The following is an 18,791-nucleotide window of genomic DNA, read 5'->3' as shown; positions in this document are numbered from 1 at the left end:
CTCTTTAATCCAGACCCTCTTCAAAGAGTACGCCCATCTGAGGCGACAAATCATAGATCGGAAACCAAAAGTTATTATGCCTTCTTTCATCGAAAAAATCGGAAAACTGTTCAAAAAGCAGGAAACCTACCGCCCCTCGCAGTCCAAAGCTGCCCCCAAGCCTGTTGTTGAGGCAAAAAAAACTCCGACCAGACAGCAGCCTAAAGCGGAAGCACCCCGCAAACACACCACCCATCGCGGCGGACGCGCAAATCACCAAGAATCGCCGCACCAGCCCGCACCAGCCCGCAAGCCCACGGAACCTTGGGATCCAGCCACCTTTCAGGTCGAACCGAAAGAAGGCAAAACCCGCTTTCAGGACATGAACCTGCCGGTCGATATTTTCCACGCCATTGCCGATCTGAACTTTCAGTATTGCACGCCGATTCAGGCCGGAATCCTGCCGCTCACGCTGGCCGGCAAAGATATGGCCGGTAAAGCGCAGACCGGAACCGGAAAAACAGCCGCCTTCCTGCTCGGCATCCTCACCCGCTTTATCAAAAATAGACAGGAAGCTCCCAAGCCCGGAACGCCCCGCGCACTCATCCTCGCCCCGACGCGCGAACTCGCCATGCAGATCCGCGACGACGCTGAAAAACTCAGCAAATACACCCCCTTCCACACCGTTGCCATCTATGGCGGCATCGACTACGACAAACAGCGCCGCATGCTCGAACAGCCCGTGGACATCATCGTCGCAACTCCCGGACGCCTCATCGACTTCGTTAATCAGGGTGTCATCAACCTGCGCGAAGTCGAAGTTCTCGTCATCGACGAAGCCGACCGCATGCTCGACATGGGCTTCATTCCGGATGTCCGCAAAATCGTCTACAAAACCCCGCCCAAAGAAAACCGGCAGACCCTGCTCTTTAGCGCCACTCTCGACGACGAAGTGATGCGTCTGGCCTCTGCCTGGATGGTCGATCCCGGCAAAATTGAAATCGAACCCGACCAAAATGCTACCAAGCTGATTGATCAGCAGGTCTACATCGTCACCGATGACCAGAAATTCGCCCTGCTCTACAACATCCTTAAAAAAGAAGTGGTCGAAGGCACCGCGCTCATCTTCACCAACCGCCGCGACCAGACCGAACGCCTTGCCGACGCCCTTTACCGCTACGGCATCGACTGTGAAATCCTCTCCGGTGCCGTCGCTCAGAACAAGCGCCAGCGCATTCTCGCCGACTTCAAAGACGGACGTTGCAAACTGGTCGTCGCCACCGACGTCGCCGGGCGCGGCATCCACGTTGACGACATCACCCACGTCATCAACTTCAACATCCCGGCGCAGCCCGACGACTACGTTCACCGCATCGGCCGCACCGGCCGCGCCGGTAAAAAAGGAATTTCGGTCACCTTCGCCTGCGAAAAAGAATCGTTCGAGCTGCCCGCCATTGAAGAACTTCTCGGCAAACGCCTGCCTTGCATTCAACCCGAACCGGAAATGCTTATCCTGCCTGCACCGGTACGCAAAGCGCCTCACCGTGAAAGCCGTCCACCTGCTCGCGACGGTGGTCGCAGTGGAGGCCGCCCGCCACCCCGCCGTTCGAATCGCTCACGGTAAACCGTTCCGGCCCGCGCCGCTAAACAAAAAGGCCGTCCTTCCGGGCGGCCTTTTTATTTCCAATGATTGGAAAGCTTCTGCGTTATTCTGCGCCTTCTGCGGGCTGAACTTCTTCCGTCTTCGCCTCTTGCGCTGCGACGGGCGCGGTGTGTCCGTTGCCGTTTTTCAGAAGCTCCTCGGGCACTTCACCGGTGCTCAGGATTTCCATGACCTGATCGCCGTCGAGCGTTTCATATTTGATGAGCAGTTCGGCAATCAATTCAAGCCGGTCGCGGTGATCCTTCAGAATGTTCGCGGCGGTTTCGTGCGCTTCTCTCAGGATGTTATCGATTTCAACGTCGATCAGTTGCGTGATTTTCTCGCTGTGAATTTCGTTCCGGCTGATTTCACGGCCAAGGAACATCTGCTCCTGCCCGGAACCATAGTTGCGCGGGCCGAGCGTTTCGCTCATACCGAATTCGCAAACCATCGCGCGGGCGATCCGGGTGGCGCGTTCAATATCGTTCTGAGCGCCGGTGGTAACATCGCCGAAAATCATTTCTTCGGCAGCGCGTCCGCCCATCAGGCCGATCAGCATACCCATCAGCCGTTTGCGTCCCTGTGTGTAGCGGTCTTTTTCCGGCAGCTGCATGGTGGCGCCCAGTGCGCGTCCGCGCGGAATGACCGTCACCTTATGCAACGGTTCGGTCTGTTCGGTTTTCGCCAGCACGATGGCATGCCCTGCTTCGTGATAGGCCGTCAGCTTTTTCTCTTCGGTGTCGAGCATGTGGCTGCGGCGTTCGCGACCCCAAGAAACTTTATCGCGCGCTTCTTCGAAGTCGGGAAGCTCGACCGCTTCCGCGCCGCGCCGCGCCGCGAGCAGCGCCGCTTCGTTGACGAGATTCATTAAATCCGCGCCGGAAAAGCCGGGCGTACCGCGCGCCACTTTGGTGAGATCAACATCTTTGGCCAGAGTCACCCGTTTGACGTGAATATTGAGAATCTCTTCGCGCCCTTTAAGGTTCGGCAGATCGATAAAAACCTGACGGTCGAAGCGGCCCGGACGCATCAGCGCGGGGTCGAGCACATCGGGACGGTTGGTGGCTGCAATGATGATCACGCCTTCGGTAGTATCGAAGCCGTCCATTTCAACCAGCAGCGCATTCAGCGTCTGCTCGCGTTCATCGTGCCCGCCGCCCATACCGGAAAACCGGCTGCGACCCACGGCATCAATTTCATCCACGAAAATAATACACGGCGCGCTCTTGCGGCCCTGCTCAAACATATCTCGCACACGGCTGGCGCCGACACCAACGAACATCTCGACGAAGTCCGAACCGCTGATCGAGAAGAACGGCACTTCGGCCTCGCCTGCGACTGCTTTGGCAATCAACGTTTTACCGGTACCGGGCGCGCCCGCCAGCAGAACGCCTTTCGGCATTTTACCGCCGAGCCGCTGGAACTGTTTCGGATTTTTCAAAAACTCGACCACTTCCTGAAGTTCTTCTTTTGCTTCGTCCACACCGGCGACATCGGCGAACGTCGTGCGGTTTTTATCGTCGCGCTGAAGCAGTTTGGCGCGGCTCTTGCCAAAGCTCATTGCCCGTCCACCTGCCATCTTCATCTGCCGGAAGAAGAAGAAATAGATGAGAAGAAAGCCGACAGCAAACGGCGCCACGTTCCAGAACACCTGCCAGAACGGCGAAGCCGCGCGCACTTTGAAGGTGACGTTTTGTTCCTGAAGCATCTTTAGCAGGTCTTCGGTGACCACCACATCGACGCGGAATTTTTTTGCCTTGCCGGTTTTGCTATCCAGATCCTTCAGGTCGCCGGTGATGTAATCATTGCCGGAGGTTTCGCGCACGATATCGCAACTGATAATGCGGCCTTCCTTCGCCATCTGGACAAAGCCGGGGTTATAGTCCAGCTTCTCCTGCTGTTCCGGCTTCTGAAAAAATTGCAGCCCCATCAGCACCAGCGCCATCATCAGAAACCACATCGCAAAGCCCTTCATCGGCATCGGCGGTTTCACCACCGGCGGCTTCTTGCGCGGCTCTTTTTTCTCAGGGGTTTCGGGAATATTCGAGTTTTCTTCCATAATTAAATCCTTATCGGCGAAGACCCTAACACCGGACCCCGCCCAAATCAACTTGAAGGGCGGGAGAATAGCCGCCGAACCCGCGAAAAGACACCAAAAAGGCATGGGAAATCCGATTCCTTCTTGTAGCCGAGGGCCGCCCGGCCTGAGCAACGTCGAAGGGTGCCCTCGGACCGCGATCGCGGATCGCGGCTACAATCCCATCGCCTTATGAAGTCGTTATTTTAGATTGTGTGCCTTTCAGACGGCGGCTAGTCTGCCGACTCAGAAGAAAGAGCCATTTCTAAAACAGCAACCTTGAGTTTGCCCAATAACACACCCTGTCGGATACGGTAAGAGAATGAATCAAAACAAAAAAATCTTCGGATGGGTTATCGGAGTTCCGATTATCTCCACGGCTCACTGTTTCATTCAATATCGGTTAATTGATCTTTTTGTAGCTTGGGGTTACAGCGGGGCTCCCCCGTCAATTTGGGTTACGGCACCATTTCATGTCATATTTTTCATCTTAAATCCCTTGATGCCCGCGGTAGGGTATTTAGATGGGAATATTGTTAGATTGCATGACTACTGGTATTCCCTGTCCTCGATTGCAAGTGCGGTGATTTGGTCGTGCCTGATAGTTTGGCTCATAATAAAGCAGTTGAAACGTAACCAGCCCACCACGGGTTGAGTTTACGGCTAACGCCGATGTGCTCTTGTAACCATTAAGCCCAATCTTCATTCACAAACAAATGCAGGGCTGGTTCGGAATCCGATGACAGTTCCCAGCCACGGGCAATGCGGTAGCCGGGGAGCCAGACAATTTCTCCGCCGCATTCGACGATGGGCCATTGTTCGCGCTGAGCCTTCGGAATTTTCAGGTCGGTGAAAATATCCTGAAGTTTTTTGGAACCTTCCATGCCGTACGGTTCCATCCGGTCGCCGGGCCGCGCGGCACGAACGGCGACTTCCCTGCCTGCGACTTTGGCGAGCGAAACGGAGGCGCACCACGATCCGCGCAGAATTCCGACGCCTTCTTCCGTCTTGATGAACAACGTAGACGCGACGCCCTCGTCGCGTTCTTCGTGCATGTAACGCGACGAGGGCGTCGCGTCTACGCTCAACTTCCCATACTCATTAACCAATCGTAGTCCTTCCAGGTCGAGGAACTGCGTTCCGCTTGTTTTTTCGGAAAATGAAACAACCTGTTCGACCGCATCAAAGGTTGGTGTTACGCCTTGCTCAATCAGCCAGTCACGGATTTCGCGCCGCCGGGCCGCTTTTTCAGGATGATCTTCTTCGTCACGCAGAATTTCCATGGTGCGGAGAATATTTTCGGCGGCGCGCTCATTGAGTTTTCCAAACATTGGAAGAAGCTGACGGCGGATAAAATTGCGCGAAATGGTTTCATCGGTGTTGGTGGCGTCTTCGCACCATTCGATTTTTTCTGTTTCCAGCCACTGGATAATTTCTGTCCGCCGGATTCCAAGCATTGGACGAATGAGCGTTAGTGTTCGGGATCGTAGACGCGACGCACCCGTCGCGTCCGCAGTGTCTGAGAAACGCGACGAGGGCGTCGCGTCTACGTTTTCCAAACATTGGAAAGAGCGCATTCCGCTGAGTCCGCTTGGCCCGGTGCCGCGTGCGGCGCGCAGGAAGAAGGTTTCGAGTTGGTCGTCGGCGTGATGTGCCAGTGCGATGCGCGCCGGTGCAAAAGTGCGAAAGAATTCGTGGCGGGCTTCTCGGGCGGCCATTTCGAGCGAGATTCCTTTTTCTTTGGCGAGCGCCGGAACATCGGTCTTGGCGGCAACACACTTGATCCCGAGTTTTTTGCAAAGCGCTTTGACGAATGCTTCGTCGCCATCGGCTTCCGCGCCGCGAATGGAATGGTTCAGGTGTGCGGCGGTCAGCCGATATCCGAACCGGTGCAAAATGTGGAGCAACGCGACAGAATCCGCACCGCCGGAAACCCCGACGACAACATGCGTGTCGGCAGGAATCAGATTTTCCCGCTCAATCACTGCTTTGACTTTTTCGATCAGGTTCACAGCCGCTAATTAACGCCAATGAGGTTGAATAGACAAGCGCGCAAAATTTCTGGAGTGCGGACGCAAGCGCAGCGCGAGGCCGCTTTTAAAACTCCGTCGCACTTCGTTTGCCAGACACTCCAGAAATTCAGCCGAGTTTCGTCAGTCCACCCATGTAGGGGCGCAGGGCTTCGGGAATGGTGACCGTACCGGAGCCGTTCTGGTTGTTTTCGATCAGCGCAACGACAAGGCGCGGCAGAGCGACGCCGGAGCCGTTGAGCGTATGCAAGAATTGCGGTTTACCGTGTTCGTCGCGACAGCGGATGCGGGCACGGCGCGCCTGATAATCCCAGAAGTTGCTGACGGAAGAAACTTCGAGCCACTTTTCGACGCCGGGCGCCCACAGTTCAATGTCGTAGCATTTGGCGGCGCTGAAGCCGATGTCGGCGGTACAGAGTTCGATAACGCGGTAGTGCAGACCGAGTTTTTGCAGAACGGCTTCGGCTTCGCGGACGAGGATTTCGTGCTGTTTTTCAGAAGCTTCCGGCTTCACAAAGTTAACCATTTCGACTTTATCGAACTGGTGCAGGCGAAGCAGTCCGCGGGTGTCGCGTCCGGCGGCGCCAGCTTCGCGGCGGAAGCACGGCGTGTAAGCCGTCAGCTTGAGCGGTTTTTCGACGTCGATGATTTCGTCGGCGTAAAGATTTGTAACAGGTACTTCGGCGGTCGGTACCGGGTAAAGTTCGTCGGTGCTGATGTAATACATGTCTTCGGAAAATTTCGGCAACTGTCCGGTACCGGTCATGGCAGCGGCGTTGCAGACAAACGGCGGTTCGACCTCGGTGTAGCCGTGTTCGGTCGTGTGCAGGTCGAGCATAAACTGGATGAGCGCACGCTGAAGCTTTGCCCCCTGCCCCGTGTAAACCGGAAAGCCGGAGCCGGCAATCTTCGTGCCGCGCTCGAAATCGACGAGCTTGAGCGCCTCGCAGATGTCCCAATGCGGCTTGATTTCAAAATCGAATTTTTTCTGTTCACCCCAGGTGCGGACAACGACGTTATCGGTTTCGTCTTTACCAACCGGAACGGCAGGAAGCGGCAGGTTGGGAATAAAAAGAAGCGTGTTCAGAATTTTTTCGTCAAGTTCGCGCACCTTTTCGTCGAGCGCAGTAATGCGGTCGCCAATGACGCGGACTTCTTCCTTGGCCGCTTCGGCCTCGGACTTTTTACCGTCCTTCATAAGTCCGCCGATTTTTTTCGAAGCGGCGTTCCGCATACTTTTCAGTTCTTCCGCTTCGGTGATGGCGGCGCGGCGGGCGGCATCGAGGCCGAGCAGTCCGTCGATATCGGCCTCGGCCTTGCGATGGACGAGTGCCTTTTTGATGACGTCTGGATTTTCGCGGATGAATTTGATGTCGAGCATGGCAGTTATCCTTTATTCAATTGGCGGGTACCGTCGATGGCAACGGCGATGGCAGCCAGTTCGCCAATATTGGTGAGTACGCTGGCCTCAATCCGGCTGCAAGTCTCCAACACACCTTTCCATGCATACTTCGGAAGTCGCTCCATCATCTGAGGGATGAAGGTGTCGCCGCCGTGAATGGCCAGTGTGCCCATGACGATGGCCTGAGGATTGAGCGTCTGTAACAGGATGCTGACGGCATGCGCCATTTTTTCAATGAACCCTTCCCACTTTTTGCAGGCGTAAGGATCCCCGGCGCGAATGGCGGCGCGGATTTCCTGCATGCTGATCTTCGCCGGATCGCCGCCCGCTTCTTTAAGGATTGATGTTTGCGCGCCTTTGGCGATGTCGGCACGCACCTGATCGGCAAAATTTTTGCCGCCGCAGTAGGCTTCCCAGCAACCAGTCTTCCCGCAACCACAACGCGGGCCGTTGAGATCCAGTGTGATATGCCCCACTTCGCCGGCCAGATCGTTAGTTCCTGCAACCAGCTGTCCGTTACAAATAATGCCGGCACCGATACCGGTGCTCATTGTGAGATAGATCAAGTCCAGTCCTTTGCAGGCTCCGAACCAAAACTCTGCCAGTCCGGCGCCGTTGGCATCGTTCTGCATAAAGGTCGGACGTTTGAATTTTTCTTCAAAGAAATCGCCAACCGCAAAGGGCTCCCAGCCGCGCAAATTCGGAGTCTTTAGGATCATACGGCGCTTCGAACACATCGGCGCCGGAGACGTGATCCCGATCGCGGCGATCTGGCCGCCTTTCAGTCCTGCCGCCGCAATCAGTTCTTCGGCGACCTGTGCGGCCTGCTGCATAGTGTCCTGCACGCTTTCCGGATTGGTCGGAAACCGACGGTCGGCAATAATCTTTCCCTGTTCGTCGCCGATGGAAACTGCAATTTTGGTTCCGCCAATATCAATGCCTAAAAAATTCATGGGTTCCTTTTCCTCTGGAGGTCTTGCTTTTTACCCATCCTCCCGATGCATGCAATCAAAATATAGGTTTATCAGCCCATGAGCAGAAGCAGGACGACTGTCACCCCGTTAAACAAGACGTGCATTCCAATCGGAACCAGTAGCGACTGCGTGCGGGCATAGGCCAGACTGAACATCACCGAAAGCAGAAAAAGCGGGAGAAACGACGGCAGATGGAAATGCATTCCGCCGAAAACCATGGAGACCAGCACGATCCCCGGCCAGAAGCCGGTGCGGCGAACCATGAACGGAAGCAGCACGCCGCGGAAAACAATCTCTTCGAAGACCGGGGCAACGATGATCACGATAAAGAAAAGTAATGTACGAACCGGCCACGGTGCGGACACGGTCAGCACTTGTGCAATATCCTGCAGGAGCATTTCACGACCGAAGTGCTGAAGAAAAATCTGATAGAGCGCGCTGCACAGCCAGAGCAATGGAAGCGCCGCCAGATAAAAAATCACCGAAAGGCCCAGCCAGGCCGGAGCTTTTTTCCAGTGCAGTCCGAACAATTCGCACGCCCGAACTCCGGCAATATGAAACAGCAGGCCGAGAAGGCCCAGCCCCGGCAGGTGAAACAACAGGGTCTGAAAAATAACGGTATGCGGCTCGACCTCTCCTTGCGGGAACATGAGCAGATAGAGCCACGATGTAAGCAGGTAGAATCCGATTACGCCGCCGAAAAAAATCATCACCAACTGCCACGGAAGAGCGCGCGCGGAAAGCCTTCCGGACAGCTCCGGCAGAGGAACGGGCCGCTTCATCCAATGCAATACCAGTCCGATCTCCGCAGTAATGCCGAGACAGATCAGCAACAGAAAAAAAAGGCCGGAGGCAACCGTGCCCGGAGGCGGGCTACTGTATTCCCAGAACGGTTTGGCCGACGGCAGTATTTCAGCTAACAACAAGGAAAAGGTCATGGTCAGCGGACAATAGCGGCTTGCGTTCAGTTTTTAAATCAAATACCGTGGCCGCCTTTTTAAGGGTGGAGAAAATACATGATGAAAACAGGTCTGGTTGGATGGCGCGGCATGGTCGGCTCGGTGCTGATGGAACGTATGCTTGCGGAAAATGATTTCGCAACGATCGATCCCGTGTTTTTCACCACATCGCAGGCGGGACAACCCGCTCCGAATGTCGGGAACGGCAGTTCCATCCTCCTCGACGCCTCAAACATTGATGCGCTCGGTGCCATGGATACCATCATCACCTGCCAAGGCGGCGATTATACAACGGCTGTTCACGGCAAACTGCGTGCCGCCGGGTGGAATGGATACTGGATTGATGCCGCCTCGACTCTGCGCATGAGCAAAGATGCCGTCATTATCCTCGACCCGATCAACCGCCCGGTCATCGACAACGCTCTCGCCGACGGGAAAAAAGATTTTATCGGCGGAAACTGCACGGTCAGCCTGATGCTGATGGCTATCGGAGGACTCTTCAAAGCCGGCCTAGTTGAGTGGCTTTCATCCATGACCTATCAGGCCGCCTCCGGTGCTGGCGCACAGAATATGCGCGAACTGCTCAGTCAGATGGGCACGCTGCATCAGACCGCTTCCGCTGACTTGAAAACGCCATCCTCCGCGATTCTCGACATCGACCGCAAAGTGACGGCCAGTCTGCGCAGTCAGGAAATGCCGACCGAATATTTCGGCGCCCCGCTGGCAGGTTCACTGATTCCGTGGATCGACAAAGCAGTCGAGGACGGCCAGACCAAAGAAGAGTGGAAGGGTTTTGCGGAAACCAACAAAATTCTGGGAACCAAAACTCCCATCGCAATTGACGGCCTTTGCGTACGGATCGGCGCCATGCGCTGCCACAGCCAGGGTCTGACCATTAAGCTGAAGAAAAATATTCCGGTCGAAGAAATCATCGAAATCATCCGCAACGACAACGAGTGGGTGGATGTGGTCGGCAACACTAAAGCGGAAACGCTCGCCAGACTGACGCCCGCAGCAATTTCCGGCACGCTGACAGTTCCTGTCGGACGCATTCACAAAATGAAAATGGGGCCGGAATATCTGGCTGCCTTCACCTGCGGCGACCAGCTGCTCTGGGGCGCGGCCGAACCGCTGCGCCGGATGCTGCGCATCCTGCAGGGATAAGACCGTTACTCGTATCCGCCCATACCGGGAATGTTCATCGAACCTTCCCAGCGGGCAGGCGTATTCCAAGGCATGTCGGAATATTCGCGCTTTGTACCGTCCTCATATTTGGGCGTTGAGCACCCTGTGAGTACGATGAAGAGAAGGGCCAAGGCTGTAAGTTTTCCAGTCATAGGGAAACCATATGCCCTTTTCCCGGATATTTTGGAACCTTTTTTTCCAAAACATCCAGACCTACCCGCCGCGAACACGCGAGAGACAGGCAAAGAGTTCCGGATAGAGCGCCGTTCTGGCGCGATTGAGCAGATAGAGGTGAATGCCCGGTGCGCCGCCTTCAACAAGTTCCGAAATCTGTTCAATCGCCCAGTACAGTCCGATGCGTTCCATTTTGAGCGGATCATTCTTCGCCGCTTCAAGATTCCTCAGAAATTCATCCGGCACATGGAATTCACAGAAAGTGCGCATTCGGGTGATCTGTTCGAGTGAAATCACCGGCAGCAGCCCCGGAATAATCGGCACGGTGATGCCGACTGCGCGACACGCTTCGACAAACTCAAAATAGACATGGTTGTGAAGAAAGAGCTGCGTCGTAATGAAGTCGGCGCCGGCATCTACTTTTTCTTTCAGCCGGCGAATATCTGTTTCAAGGCTGGATGCCTCCGGATGTTTTTCCGGATAACCGGCCACGCCGATGCAAAGTTGCGGATGACGATCTCGCAGGAACCCAACCAGTTCGGCGGCATAGCGGAATCCACCGTCCGCCGGTTTGAAAAATTTTTCTCCGCGCGGCGGATCGCCGCGCAACGCCATAACGTTTTGAAACCCCTGTTCGACCAGCGCCTCGGTTGAGCTCGCCAATTCGCTGCGAGACATGCCGACGCAGGTGCAGTGCGGCATAACCGCATCATAGCCGAGTCCGCACAGCTGCTTTGAAATTTCAAGTGTGGGGCCTGCGGCAGAACCGCCCGCGCCGCAGGTTACTGAAACAAAGTCCGGCTTCAAGCCGGTCAGTTCGACGGCCCCTTTATGGAAAGCGGTTTGAGCCGCTTCGGTTTTCGGCGGAAAAAACTCCACGGAAATCAGCGGGTATCCGGTTGTTTTTAATTTTTGAGTAACGGTCATGTGAATCTGTTTATCCGGATAAACGGAATTCAGCAAGTCAAAAAAACAGCCGCCCGTTGCGGGGCGGCTGTGTTCGTTCCAGCTGAACGCTTAGCCGAGGACAGCGTCCTTGGCGGCTTTGGCGATGCGGAATTTGAGAACCGTCTTGGCGGCAATCTTGATTGTCGCGCCGGTGGCAGGATTACGACCCATGCGGGCTTTGCGTTTTACTTTAACCAGTTTGCCGAGACCCGGAACGGTGAAGCCGGCGGCGGCACCTTTATAGGCCTGAGCGATGATGGATTCGAGGGCTGATTTTGCCTGAACTTTGCTGATGCCGGCGTCTTCGGCGATCTTGGCGATGATCTGAGACTTGGTTGCTGCTTTTGCCATTGCGGATTCTCCTGTTACACTATGGTTTCTGTTTCCGGCCTTTGATCGGCCCCTTTTTGTTGGGGAATTCTTACTGCAAACACAGAAAGCGCGCAAGGCGAAATGCGATAATAATTAAGTATAGCCGATGGTTCGTGAAGATCGGCGCAATTACACGCCGACCGTTTTCACCGCATGCAGCGTGTCGATGAGCAGACTGACTTCATCCTGCGTCACCCGGAAAAAGCCTTCGTCCACCGCAAAACAGGCCGGATCTGCGCCGGGGCTTTCGATGCGAACGATTCCTTTTATAACACGCGCCAGCACCGGAATGTGTCCTTGATATACCTGCATTTCGCCCTGCTCTGCCGGTATTGTCACAGCCAGAGCCGTTCCATCGTAGGCGACTTCTTTCGGCGTAATAATTTTTACTCTGAGCATTGCGGCCATGATCAGATCCCTTCGATCGCTTCCGCGATGCCGCCCTTCATATAGAAATTGGATTCCGGCACCGCATCGTGCTGTCCTTCCAGAATTTCTTTGAATCCGCGCACGGTTTCCTGAACCGTTACCTGCCGGCCCTGCTGTCCGGTGAACACTTCCGCCACTGTGAACGGCTGGCTCAAAAATTTCTGTATGCGGCGGGCGCGATTGACGATGACCTTGTCTTCATTGGACAGTTCATCAATCCCCAGAATGGCAATGATGTCCTGCAGTTCTTTGTAGCGCTGAAGTACCGCCTGAACGCCGCGCGCCGTGTTGTAATGTTCTTCGCCGACAATTTCCGGAGAAAGCGCACGCGAATTCGAGGCCAGCGGGTCAACCGCCGGGAAAATTCCCTGCGCGGTGAGTGCGCGGTCGAGCACGATGGTGGCATCGAGATGGGCAAACGTCGTGGCCGGTGCCGGGTCGGTCAGGTCATCGGCGGGGACATACACAGCCTGGAATGATGTGATGGAACCTGACCGCGTGGAAGTAATCCGCTCTTGCAGCTCGCCCATTTCCGTAGAAAGGGTCGGCTGATAGCCCACCGCGCTGGGCGTGCGTCCAAGCAGGGCCGACACTTCGGCTCCGGCTTGCGAGAAGCGGAAAATATTATCGATGAAAAGCAGTACGTCCTGAAATTTTTCGTCGCGGAAATATTCAGCCACCGTCAAGGCCGTCAGCGCCACACGCATACGGGCGCCCGGCGGTTCATTCATCTGGCCGTAGACCAGAGCGATTTTCGATTTTTCGAGATCCGCCTGATTGATGACGCCGGCTTCGGACATTTCATGATAGAGGTCGTTTCCTTCGCGCGAGCGTTCGCCGACGCCGGCAAAAACAGAGTATCCGCCGTGCAGTTTGGCGATGTTGTTGATCAGCTCCATAATCACGACGGTTTTCCCTACGCCTGCGCCGCCGAACGCGCCGACTTTACCGCCTTTCAAAAAAGGGCAGATCAGGTCGATCACTTTGATACCGGTCGTCAGCACTTCCGGCTTGGTCGTCTGTTCAGTCAGCAGGGGAGGACGCCGGTGAATAGGCAGCCGTTTTTCCGCTTTAACCTCACCGCGTTCGTCAACTGGATCGCCGGTGACATTCATCATGCGCCCCATTACACCCTGTCCAACCGGAACCGTGATCGGCCCGCCCGTGGGGTTGACCGGCGTGCCGCGCTGGAGACCTTCCGCCGCGCCCATGGCAATGGTGCGCACCCAGTGTCCGCCGACGTGCTGCTGAACTTCCAGCACCAGCTTGCGAACCGTACCGTCAACATCGGCCTGCTCGACCGTCAGCGCTTCATAAATCCCCGGCAGATCGGCGGCGCTTTCGAATTCGACATCCACTACCGGCCCGATCACCTGAACAATTTTGCCCTGCTTCATTTACCGCCTCGTTTCCTGAACATTGCTTCGTTAAAATTCTGCCGCCCGTTATCCATCGATTCCGGCGGCGCTGCCAATTTCCAAAAGTTCTTTCGTGATAGACGCCTGCCGAAGGTTGTTATGAACCAGCTGCAGGCTGTTGTTCATGTCTCTGGCATTATCCGTCGCCTGCTTCATCGACACCATGCGGGCGCTGTGTTCGCTGGCACGGACTTCGCGCATGATTTGCAGCAGCTGATAATCCAGACTGCGCAATAGAAGTGATTCATAGACGGTGTTGGCATTCGGTTCAAAACTGAATTCTACGATGTTTTTCAGACCCTGCTGCGCCTGCTCCATTTTGGTGCGTCTCAGCGTTTCCGGCATCAGGTCGAAAAATTCCTGCGACTGTCCTGCCGGCAGGAAGCGCCATGTCAGCGGCACCTGTTTAAAGGTGGAGACATAGTCGCTGAAAACAATATCCGCGCTGTCGATTTCATCATCCATAAAAAGCTGCGCCACGAACCGGCAGACCATCCGGGCTTCGGAAAGTTTCGGTTGATCGCTATAGTCGAAATCCACAATCAGCAGCCGTCCGGTTTTTTGCACGAACTGGGCCGCCTTGGCTCCGATGGTTACAAACAGCGTGTTGTCGCGGTCATACTTAACGACCTCACGGAAAATATTGGTATTCAGTGAGCCGCACAATCCGCGATCCGTGCCGACCAGAATAATTAATTTCCGCTCGCCGTTCCGCTGCTCCATCAGCCCGTGCTGATAGGTGCCGATATATTGCGTCACCTGAGTGAGGATGTCGTTCAGCATGTCGGCGTAGGGAATTCCGTACAACGCCGCCTGCTGGGCGCGCTTCATTTTTGAAATCGACACCATCTGCATGGCCTTGGTGATTTTGGCCATGGAGCGGATCGATTTGATGCGCCGTCGGATGTCGCGTAAATTTGCCATAGCTGTCCGTCAGGCCAAACTTTGATATTCAGCCATTACTTCTTCGAGGCCCTTCTTAATTTCCGGCGTCAGCCGTTTCTGCTGCGCAATATCTTTCAGCAGGTTCTTCCGCCGCATCCGGATGAATTCGAGAAGTTTAGCGCTGACTTCGCGCGTTTTCTCAACCGGCGTGCTGTTGAAAAAGCCCTGCTGGGCCGCCCACAGCTGAATGACCTCTTCTTCCATCGGAAAGGGATTGTATTGAGTCTGTTTAAACAGCTCGGTAATGCGCCGTCCGTGTTCGATCAGCGCGACAGTCTTGGCATCCAGATCGGAACCGAACTGGGCGAACTCTTTCATTTCATAATACTGCGCCAATTCCAGCTTCACTTTTCCGGCCACCTCTTTCATCGCTTTGGTCTGCGCGGCGGAACCGACGCGCGACACGGAAATCCCGATCGACATCGCGGGCCGGATCCCTTGATAGAACAGATCGCTTTCCAGATAAATCTGCCCGTCGGTGATGGAAATGACATTAGTCGGAATATAGGCGGATACGTCGCCGATTTGAGTTTCAATGATTGGAAGCGAGGTGAGCGTTCCGCCGCCGTGCGCTTTCGACATACAGGCCGAGCGCTCCAGCAGGCGGCTGTGCAGATAAAAAATATCGCCCGGATACGCTTCGCGTCCGGAAGGCCGGCGCAAAACCAGCGACATCTGCCGGTAGGCCACCGCGTGTTTAGAAAGATCGTCGTACACCACCAGCGCATCCATGCCGTGATCCATAAACCACTCGCCGATCGCCGTGCCGCTGAACGGAGCCAGATATTGCATGGCCGCCGAATCAGCCGCCGTAGCCACCACCACCACCGTGTACTTCAGCGCGCCGTGCTCTTCCAGTACGCGCACAACCTGCGCCACGCTCGATTGCCGCTGTCCGATCGCCACATAAACCGAAAACACCGGATGAACATTGGTGTCCCCGGCGACTTCAGCTTCATGGTTCAGGCGCGCCTGATTAATAATGGCATCCACCGCGATGGTCGTCTTGCCGGTCGAACGGTCGCCGATGATCAGTTCGCGCTGGCCTCGTCCGATCGGAATCACCGCGTCAATGGCGAGAATGCCGGTTTGCAACGGCACGGAAACCGACTGCCGGCCGATAATGCCAGGCGCCGAACGCTCCACCGGATTCATCCCCGCAGCATCAATCGGGCCTTTGCCGTCGAGCGGATGTCCGAGAGGATCCACCACGCGGCCAAGCATGGCGCGACCGCAGGGAATTTCGAGCAACCGGCCGGTCGAACGGACGGTCTGTCCTTCGCGGACGGTTTCAGCGCCGCTCAGAACCACAGCGCCCACGCTGTTTTCTTCAAGATTCAATGCCAGACCGGTCACCCCGTTACCGAAGTCGATCATTTCGTTCAGCCGGATATTACGCAACCCTTCGATCCGGGCCACGCCATCGCCAACTTCCATGACCTTGCCCGTTTCCTCGCTCTGCGCCTCCGGGTGAAATTGTGCGAGAGTCTGTTCAATGTCCGCCACGATAGATTGCATAGTGCGTTAACCAGCCTTTCCGTCCGAAAAATTCATTTTCCCAATAACTTGTCCTGCAATATTTCCAATTGCCGCGCAATGGTCAGATCCGTTACCTGATATCCTTGCTCAACTCTCAACCCGCCGATGACGGCAGGATCAACCGAAAAACTGACCCCGGCTTTCACCGATTCTGTTTTGCGAAACATCCCTGAAAGCTGTTCCTGCTGCGGAGTCGAAAGCCGGGCCGCACTGGTGATGCCGACTCGGTTCGTACGGATGTAAACTTCCAGCCGTTGCACGAAGCACCTCAAAACGGCTTCGGCGTCGCGCCCGTCGCGCTGCTTCACAGCCTGAACCGCCTCCCGGATACGGTTCGCATCGGGAGTGCCGTTGACGGAAACGGATTGCCACAGAAGGCGGGCGTTTCGGCGGTTCTGACGGGTGAGCTTCATATTATTCCTGCGAAGACGCGGCAATCTCATGAATCGCCGACTGCACCAGCCGATCCTGATCGGCGGCGGTCAAATTCATTTGCGCCAGCTTCGCGGTCAGATTCACAACCATCGTTGCGATTTCGGCTTTGAGTTCTGTTTTCAGGCGCGCCTGATCAAGCTGAGCATCCTCGCGCGCTTTCGCCAGCATCTCATTACCGAGCAGTTCGCAGCGGATTTTTTCCTGACTCAGCAGTTCGGCCACGTTGGCTTTGGCTTCGGACACAACTTTTTCGGCATGTTCCTGCGCTTTGTGCAGCACCTCTTTACGCGCCTCCTCGACGGCCTGAAGTTCGCGCCGCGCCCGCTCATTGTTGGCGACCGCCTCATCGGCCTCTCTCTGCCGATCCGCCACCGTTTTCATCACGGTCTTGAATACAAACTTATTCAAAATCCATGCGATGATCAGAAACGCGACGGCCTGAGAGATGAAGTCATACCAGTTGACGCCGAATTTCAGAAGGGGGTTTTCGATGACAGCCAGTATCAACAATGTACTCATGATGCTCCGTCTGCCCTGCGGCCTACTTCAGGAAAATTGCGTAAAACACGCAGGCTTCGGCAAAGGCAATCGCCAGAATCGCCTGTACCATAACTTTCGTGCTCGCTCCGGGGTTCCGACCGACCGCAGAGACCGCGCCATAACCGATCCACCCTACAGCCAACGCGGCACCAGCTGCCGCAATACCGATATGCATTGATGGGTCCATATTTTATCTCCTTTTCTTACTGTTGTTGTGCATCCGAAACAATCTCCTGCTCCGGATGATTCTCTTCGCCCTCGTGACTGCAAATTAACATAACAAAAACAGCACAAAGAAGGGTGAAAACAAAGGCCTGAATCAGCCCGACCAGCACTTCCATCAGATAAAACGGAACCGGCAGCAACCAGCCGAGCGCAGGAATTTTATGTAGCATGGTTTCCAGCATGACTTCTCCGGCAAAAATATTGCCGTACAACCGAAGCGCCAGTGAAAACGGACGGATAATAATAGAAAACACTTCCAGAAATCCGACCGCCAGAAACACAATCGCCATGACAAAGTACATGATGCCCTTCAGCCCGCCCTTGGGCGCAAAAATGTGTTTTAAGATGCCGACCGGCCCGTTTTCTTTCCACGCCCAGATAAACCAGAACAGGAAAAACAATGCGCCCAGTGCCAGCGTCGTGTTGAGATCGGCGTTAACTCCGCGAAACAGCGGTTGAGTCACCTTGAACATATGCTCCGTCGCGTGTCCCCAGCCGATGCTTCCAATGCCTGGAAACAATCCCAGCCAGTTGGAGCAGAGAATAAAAATGAAAAAGGAGCCCAGCAGCCAGAAGGTTTTCCGCGCCAGCTTTTCCCCCATAATGTCCGCCAGAAATCCGTGCAGGAAAATCACCAGCGATTCGACCGCGCCGGTAAACATGGTTTGGTGTCCGACCCGTACCTGTTGACGAAACCTCAGGGAGACACCGATCAAAATAAACGCGGCCAGCCAGCCGGTAAGCATCGAGTTGGTAACCGGCACACTGGCGACAGTGAAAACTACCGGCGCGCTGGCGGGCAGATGTTCTTCGGTCGGTACGTCCGCAGAAACCGGATGCTCCGCGGCGGCTTCCGGTACGCTTGCGACAGACAAATCGGTAATTCCAAACAGAAATGTAATGAGGAGCGCACACATCCAGCGGCCCGCCGGGGTTAACCCGTTACGAAGAGGCCGAATGGATAATCTGTTTTGCATGGTTCAAATGCCCGTGTCCGTCATGATCCTGAAGATGGTCTCCGCATCCTTTGCCGTTAGAATTTTTTTACGGTTGGTTTCCGACTGCAACAGTCGTCCGATTTCCGCCAGACAGCGAACATGAGGACCGGCCTGTGTCACCGAGGAAAGAATCAGTATGATGATTTTTGAAGGCTGGCCGTCGGCACTTTTGAAATCAATGCCCTTCTGCTTTATTCCGACCGCCACCAGCAGCTTGTCAATCGAGGCGGATTTCCCGTGAGGAACAGCGATGCCGTTTTCCAGGCTGGTGCTCATCTTTTGTTCGCGGTCCATCACGACCTGCACAACATCTTCCATATTGCGCAGACGATGCTTTGCGTGAATCAGTCCGACCAGTTCGCGAATGGCCTCATCCCGGCCGGTCGCATTTAACTCCACCCGGATGCAGGCGGGATCCAGTCCGCTCTTTAAAATTTCGTTTGCCATAGCTGTCCTGTCGGAAAAAGCACGGTGTACACGGCGAATTCATGAGCCTTTCGCTGGCTCCATCCTCTCGAAA

The 18,791-nt window shown here is 55.3% G+C and carries 19 protein-coding genes; 2 read left to right on the top strand and 17 right to left on the bottom strand.

Features of this window, described 5'->3' with window-relative positions; translation table 11 throughout:
• Positions 1–76 precede the first annotated feature (76 nt).
• A complete protein-coding gene (locus HOO88_00640; protein NOU35275.1) occupies positions 77–1,603 on the top strand; it encodes a DEAD/DEAH box helicase in 1,527 nt (508 codons plus the stop codon).
• A gap of 82 nt (positions 1,604–1,685) precedes the next feature.
• Here HOO88_00640 and HOO88_00635 read toward each other — a convergent pair whose 3' ends face one another.
• The 5 genes from HOO88_00635 to HOO88_00615 form a co-directional block, all read right to left on the bottom strand.
• Positions 1,686–3,569 (bottom strand): ATP-dependent zinc metalloprotease FtsH, encoded by a 1,884-nt coding sequence (locus HOO88_00635; protein NOU35274.1) that lies wholly within the window; start codon positions 3,567–3,569, stop codon positions 1,686–1,688.
• Between the two features lie 818 nt (positions 3,570–4,387).
• A complete protein-coding gene (gene tilS / locus HOO88_00630; protein ID NOU35273.1) occupies positions 4,388–5,710 on the bottom strand; it encodes a tRNA lysidine(34) synthetase TilS in 1,323 nt (440 codons plus the stop codon).
• 127 nt (positions 5,711–5,837) lie between these two features.
• Positions 5,838–7,109, bottom strand: a complete 1,272-nt coding sequence (gene serS / locus HOO88_00625; protein NOU35272.1) for a serine--tRNA ligase — start codon at positions 7,107–7,109, stop codon at positions 5,838–5,840.
• Positions 7,110–7,114: 5 nt separating this feature from the next.
• Entirely contained in the window at positions 7,115–8,083 is a 969-nt protein-coding gene (locus HOO88_00620) for an ROK family protein (GenBank protein ID NOU35271.1), read from the bottom strand.
• A 71-nt stretch (positions 8,084–8,154) separates the two neighbouring features.
• Complete coding sequence (locus tag HOO88_00615; protein NOU35270.1) at positions 8,155–9,042, bottom strand: CPBP family intramembrane metalloprotease; 888 nt, start codon at positions 9,040–9,042, stop codon at positions 8,155–8,157.
• 81 nt (positions 9,043–9,123) lie between these two features.
• On the opposite strand from HOO88_00615, the gene asd reads away from it, so the two are divergent.
• Positions 9,124–10,227 carry an aspartate-semialdehyde dehydrogenase gene (asd, locus tag HOO88_00610; protein NOU35269.1) on the top strand — a complete coding sequence of 368 codons (1,104 nt, stop codon included), beginning with the start codon at positions 9,124–9,126 and terminating at the stop codon, positions 10,225–10,227.
• 5 nt (positions 10,228–10,232) lie between these two features.
• Here the strand turns inward: asd and HOO88_00605 are convergent, their stop codons facing one another.
• From HOO88_00605 to HOO88_00550, 12 genes are all read right to left on the bottom strand, one after another.
• Positions 10,233–10,400: a hypothetical protein gene (locus HOO88_00605; protein NOU35268.1), complete on the bottom strand. Its 168-nt coding sequence runs from the start codon at positions 10,398–10,400 to the stop codon at positions 10,233–10,235.
• Positions 10,401–10,461: 61 nt separating this feature from the next.
• Positions 10,462–11,349 (bottom strand): methylenetetrahydrofolate reductase [NAD(P)H], encoded by an 888-nt coding sequence (locus tag HOO88_00600; protein ID NOU35267.1) that lies wholly within the window; start codon positions 11,347–11,349, stop codon positions 10,462–10,464.
• Between the two features lie 90 nt (positions 11,350–11,439).
• Positions 11,440–11,721: an HU family DNA-binding protein gene (locus tag HOO88_00595; GenBank protein ID NOU35266.1), complete on the bottom strand. Its 282-nt coding sequence runs from the start codon at positions 11,719–11,721 to the stop codon at positions 11,440–11,442.
• A 150-nt stretch (positions 11,722–11,871) separates the two neighbouring features.
• Positions 11,872–12,150: a F0F1 ATP synthase subunit epsilon gene (locus tag HOO88_00590; protein NOU35265.1), complete on the bottom strand. Its 279-nt coding sequence runs from the start codon at positions 12,148–12,150 to the stop codon at positions 11,872–11,874.
• 2 nt (positions 12,151–12,152) lie between these two features.
• Positions 12,153–13,568 (bottom strand): F0F1 ATP synthase subunit beta, encoded by a 1,416-nt coding sequence (gene atpD / locus HOO88_00585; GenBank protein ID NOU35264.1) that lies wholly within the window; start codon positions 13,566–13,568, stop codon positions 12,153–12,155.
• A gap of 48 nt (positions 13,569–13,616) precedes the next feature.
• Positions 13,617–14,513, bottom strand: a complete 897-nt coding sequence (atpG, locus tag HOO88_00580) for an ATP synthase F1 subunit gamma (protein NOU35263.1) — start codon at positions 14,511–14,513, stop codon at positions 13,617–13,619.
• Positions 14,514–14,522: 9 nt separating this feature from the next.
• Positions 14,523–16,052, bottom strand: coding sequence for a F0F1 ATP synthase subunit alpha (locus HOO88_00575; protein NOU35262.1), 1,530 nt, complete (start codon positions 16,050–16,052; stop codon positions 14,523–14,525).
• Between the two features lie 32 nt (positions 16,053–16,084).
• The gene (locus tag HOO88_00570; protein ID NOU35261.1) at positions 16,085–16,486 is read right to left on the bottom strand and encodes a hypothetical protein; all 402 of its coding nucleotides are present in this window, start codon (positions 16,484–16,486) and stop codon (positions 16,085–16,087) included.
• 1 nt (position 16,487) lies between these two features.
• Positions 16,488–17,027 carry a hypothetical protein gene (locus HOO88_00565; GenBank protein NOU35260.1) on the bottom strand — a complete coding sequence of 180 codons (540 nt, stop codon included), beginning with the start codon at positions 17,025–17,027 and terminating at the stop codon, positions 16,488–16,490.
• Positions 17,028–17,049: 22 nt separating this feature from the next.
• The gene (locus HOO88_00560) at positions 17,050–17,235 is read right to left on the bottom strand and encodes an ATPase (protein NOU35259.1); all 186 of its coding nucleotides are present in this window, start codon (positions 17,233–17,235) and stop codon (positions 17,050–17,052) included.
• Between the two features lie 16 nt (positions 17,236–17,251).
• Complete coding sequence (locus HOO88_00555; protein NOU35258.1) at positions 17,252–18,250, bottom strand: F0F1 ATP synthase subunit A; 999 nt, start codon at positions 18,248–18,250, stop codon at positions 17,252–17,254.
• Positions 18,251–18,253: 3 nt separating this feature from the next.
• Positions 18,254–18,718 carry a PTS sugar transporter subunit IIA gene (locus HOO88_00550; protein NOU35257.1) on the bottom strand — a complete coding sequence of 155 codons (465 nt, stop codon included), beginning with the start codon at positions 18,716–18,718 and terminating at the stop codon, positions 18,254–18,256.
• Positions 18,719–18,791 lie beyond the last annotated feature (73 nt).

It is taken from the genome of Kiritimatiellaceae bacterium, assembly GCA_013141415.1.
GTDB lineage: Bacteria > Verrucomicrobiota > Kiritimatiellia > Kiritimatiellales > Tichowtungiaceae > Tichowtungia.
This window is presented reverse-complemented; position numbering and strand designations above follow the sequence as displayed.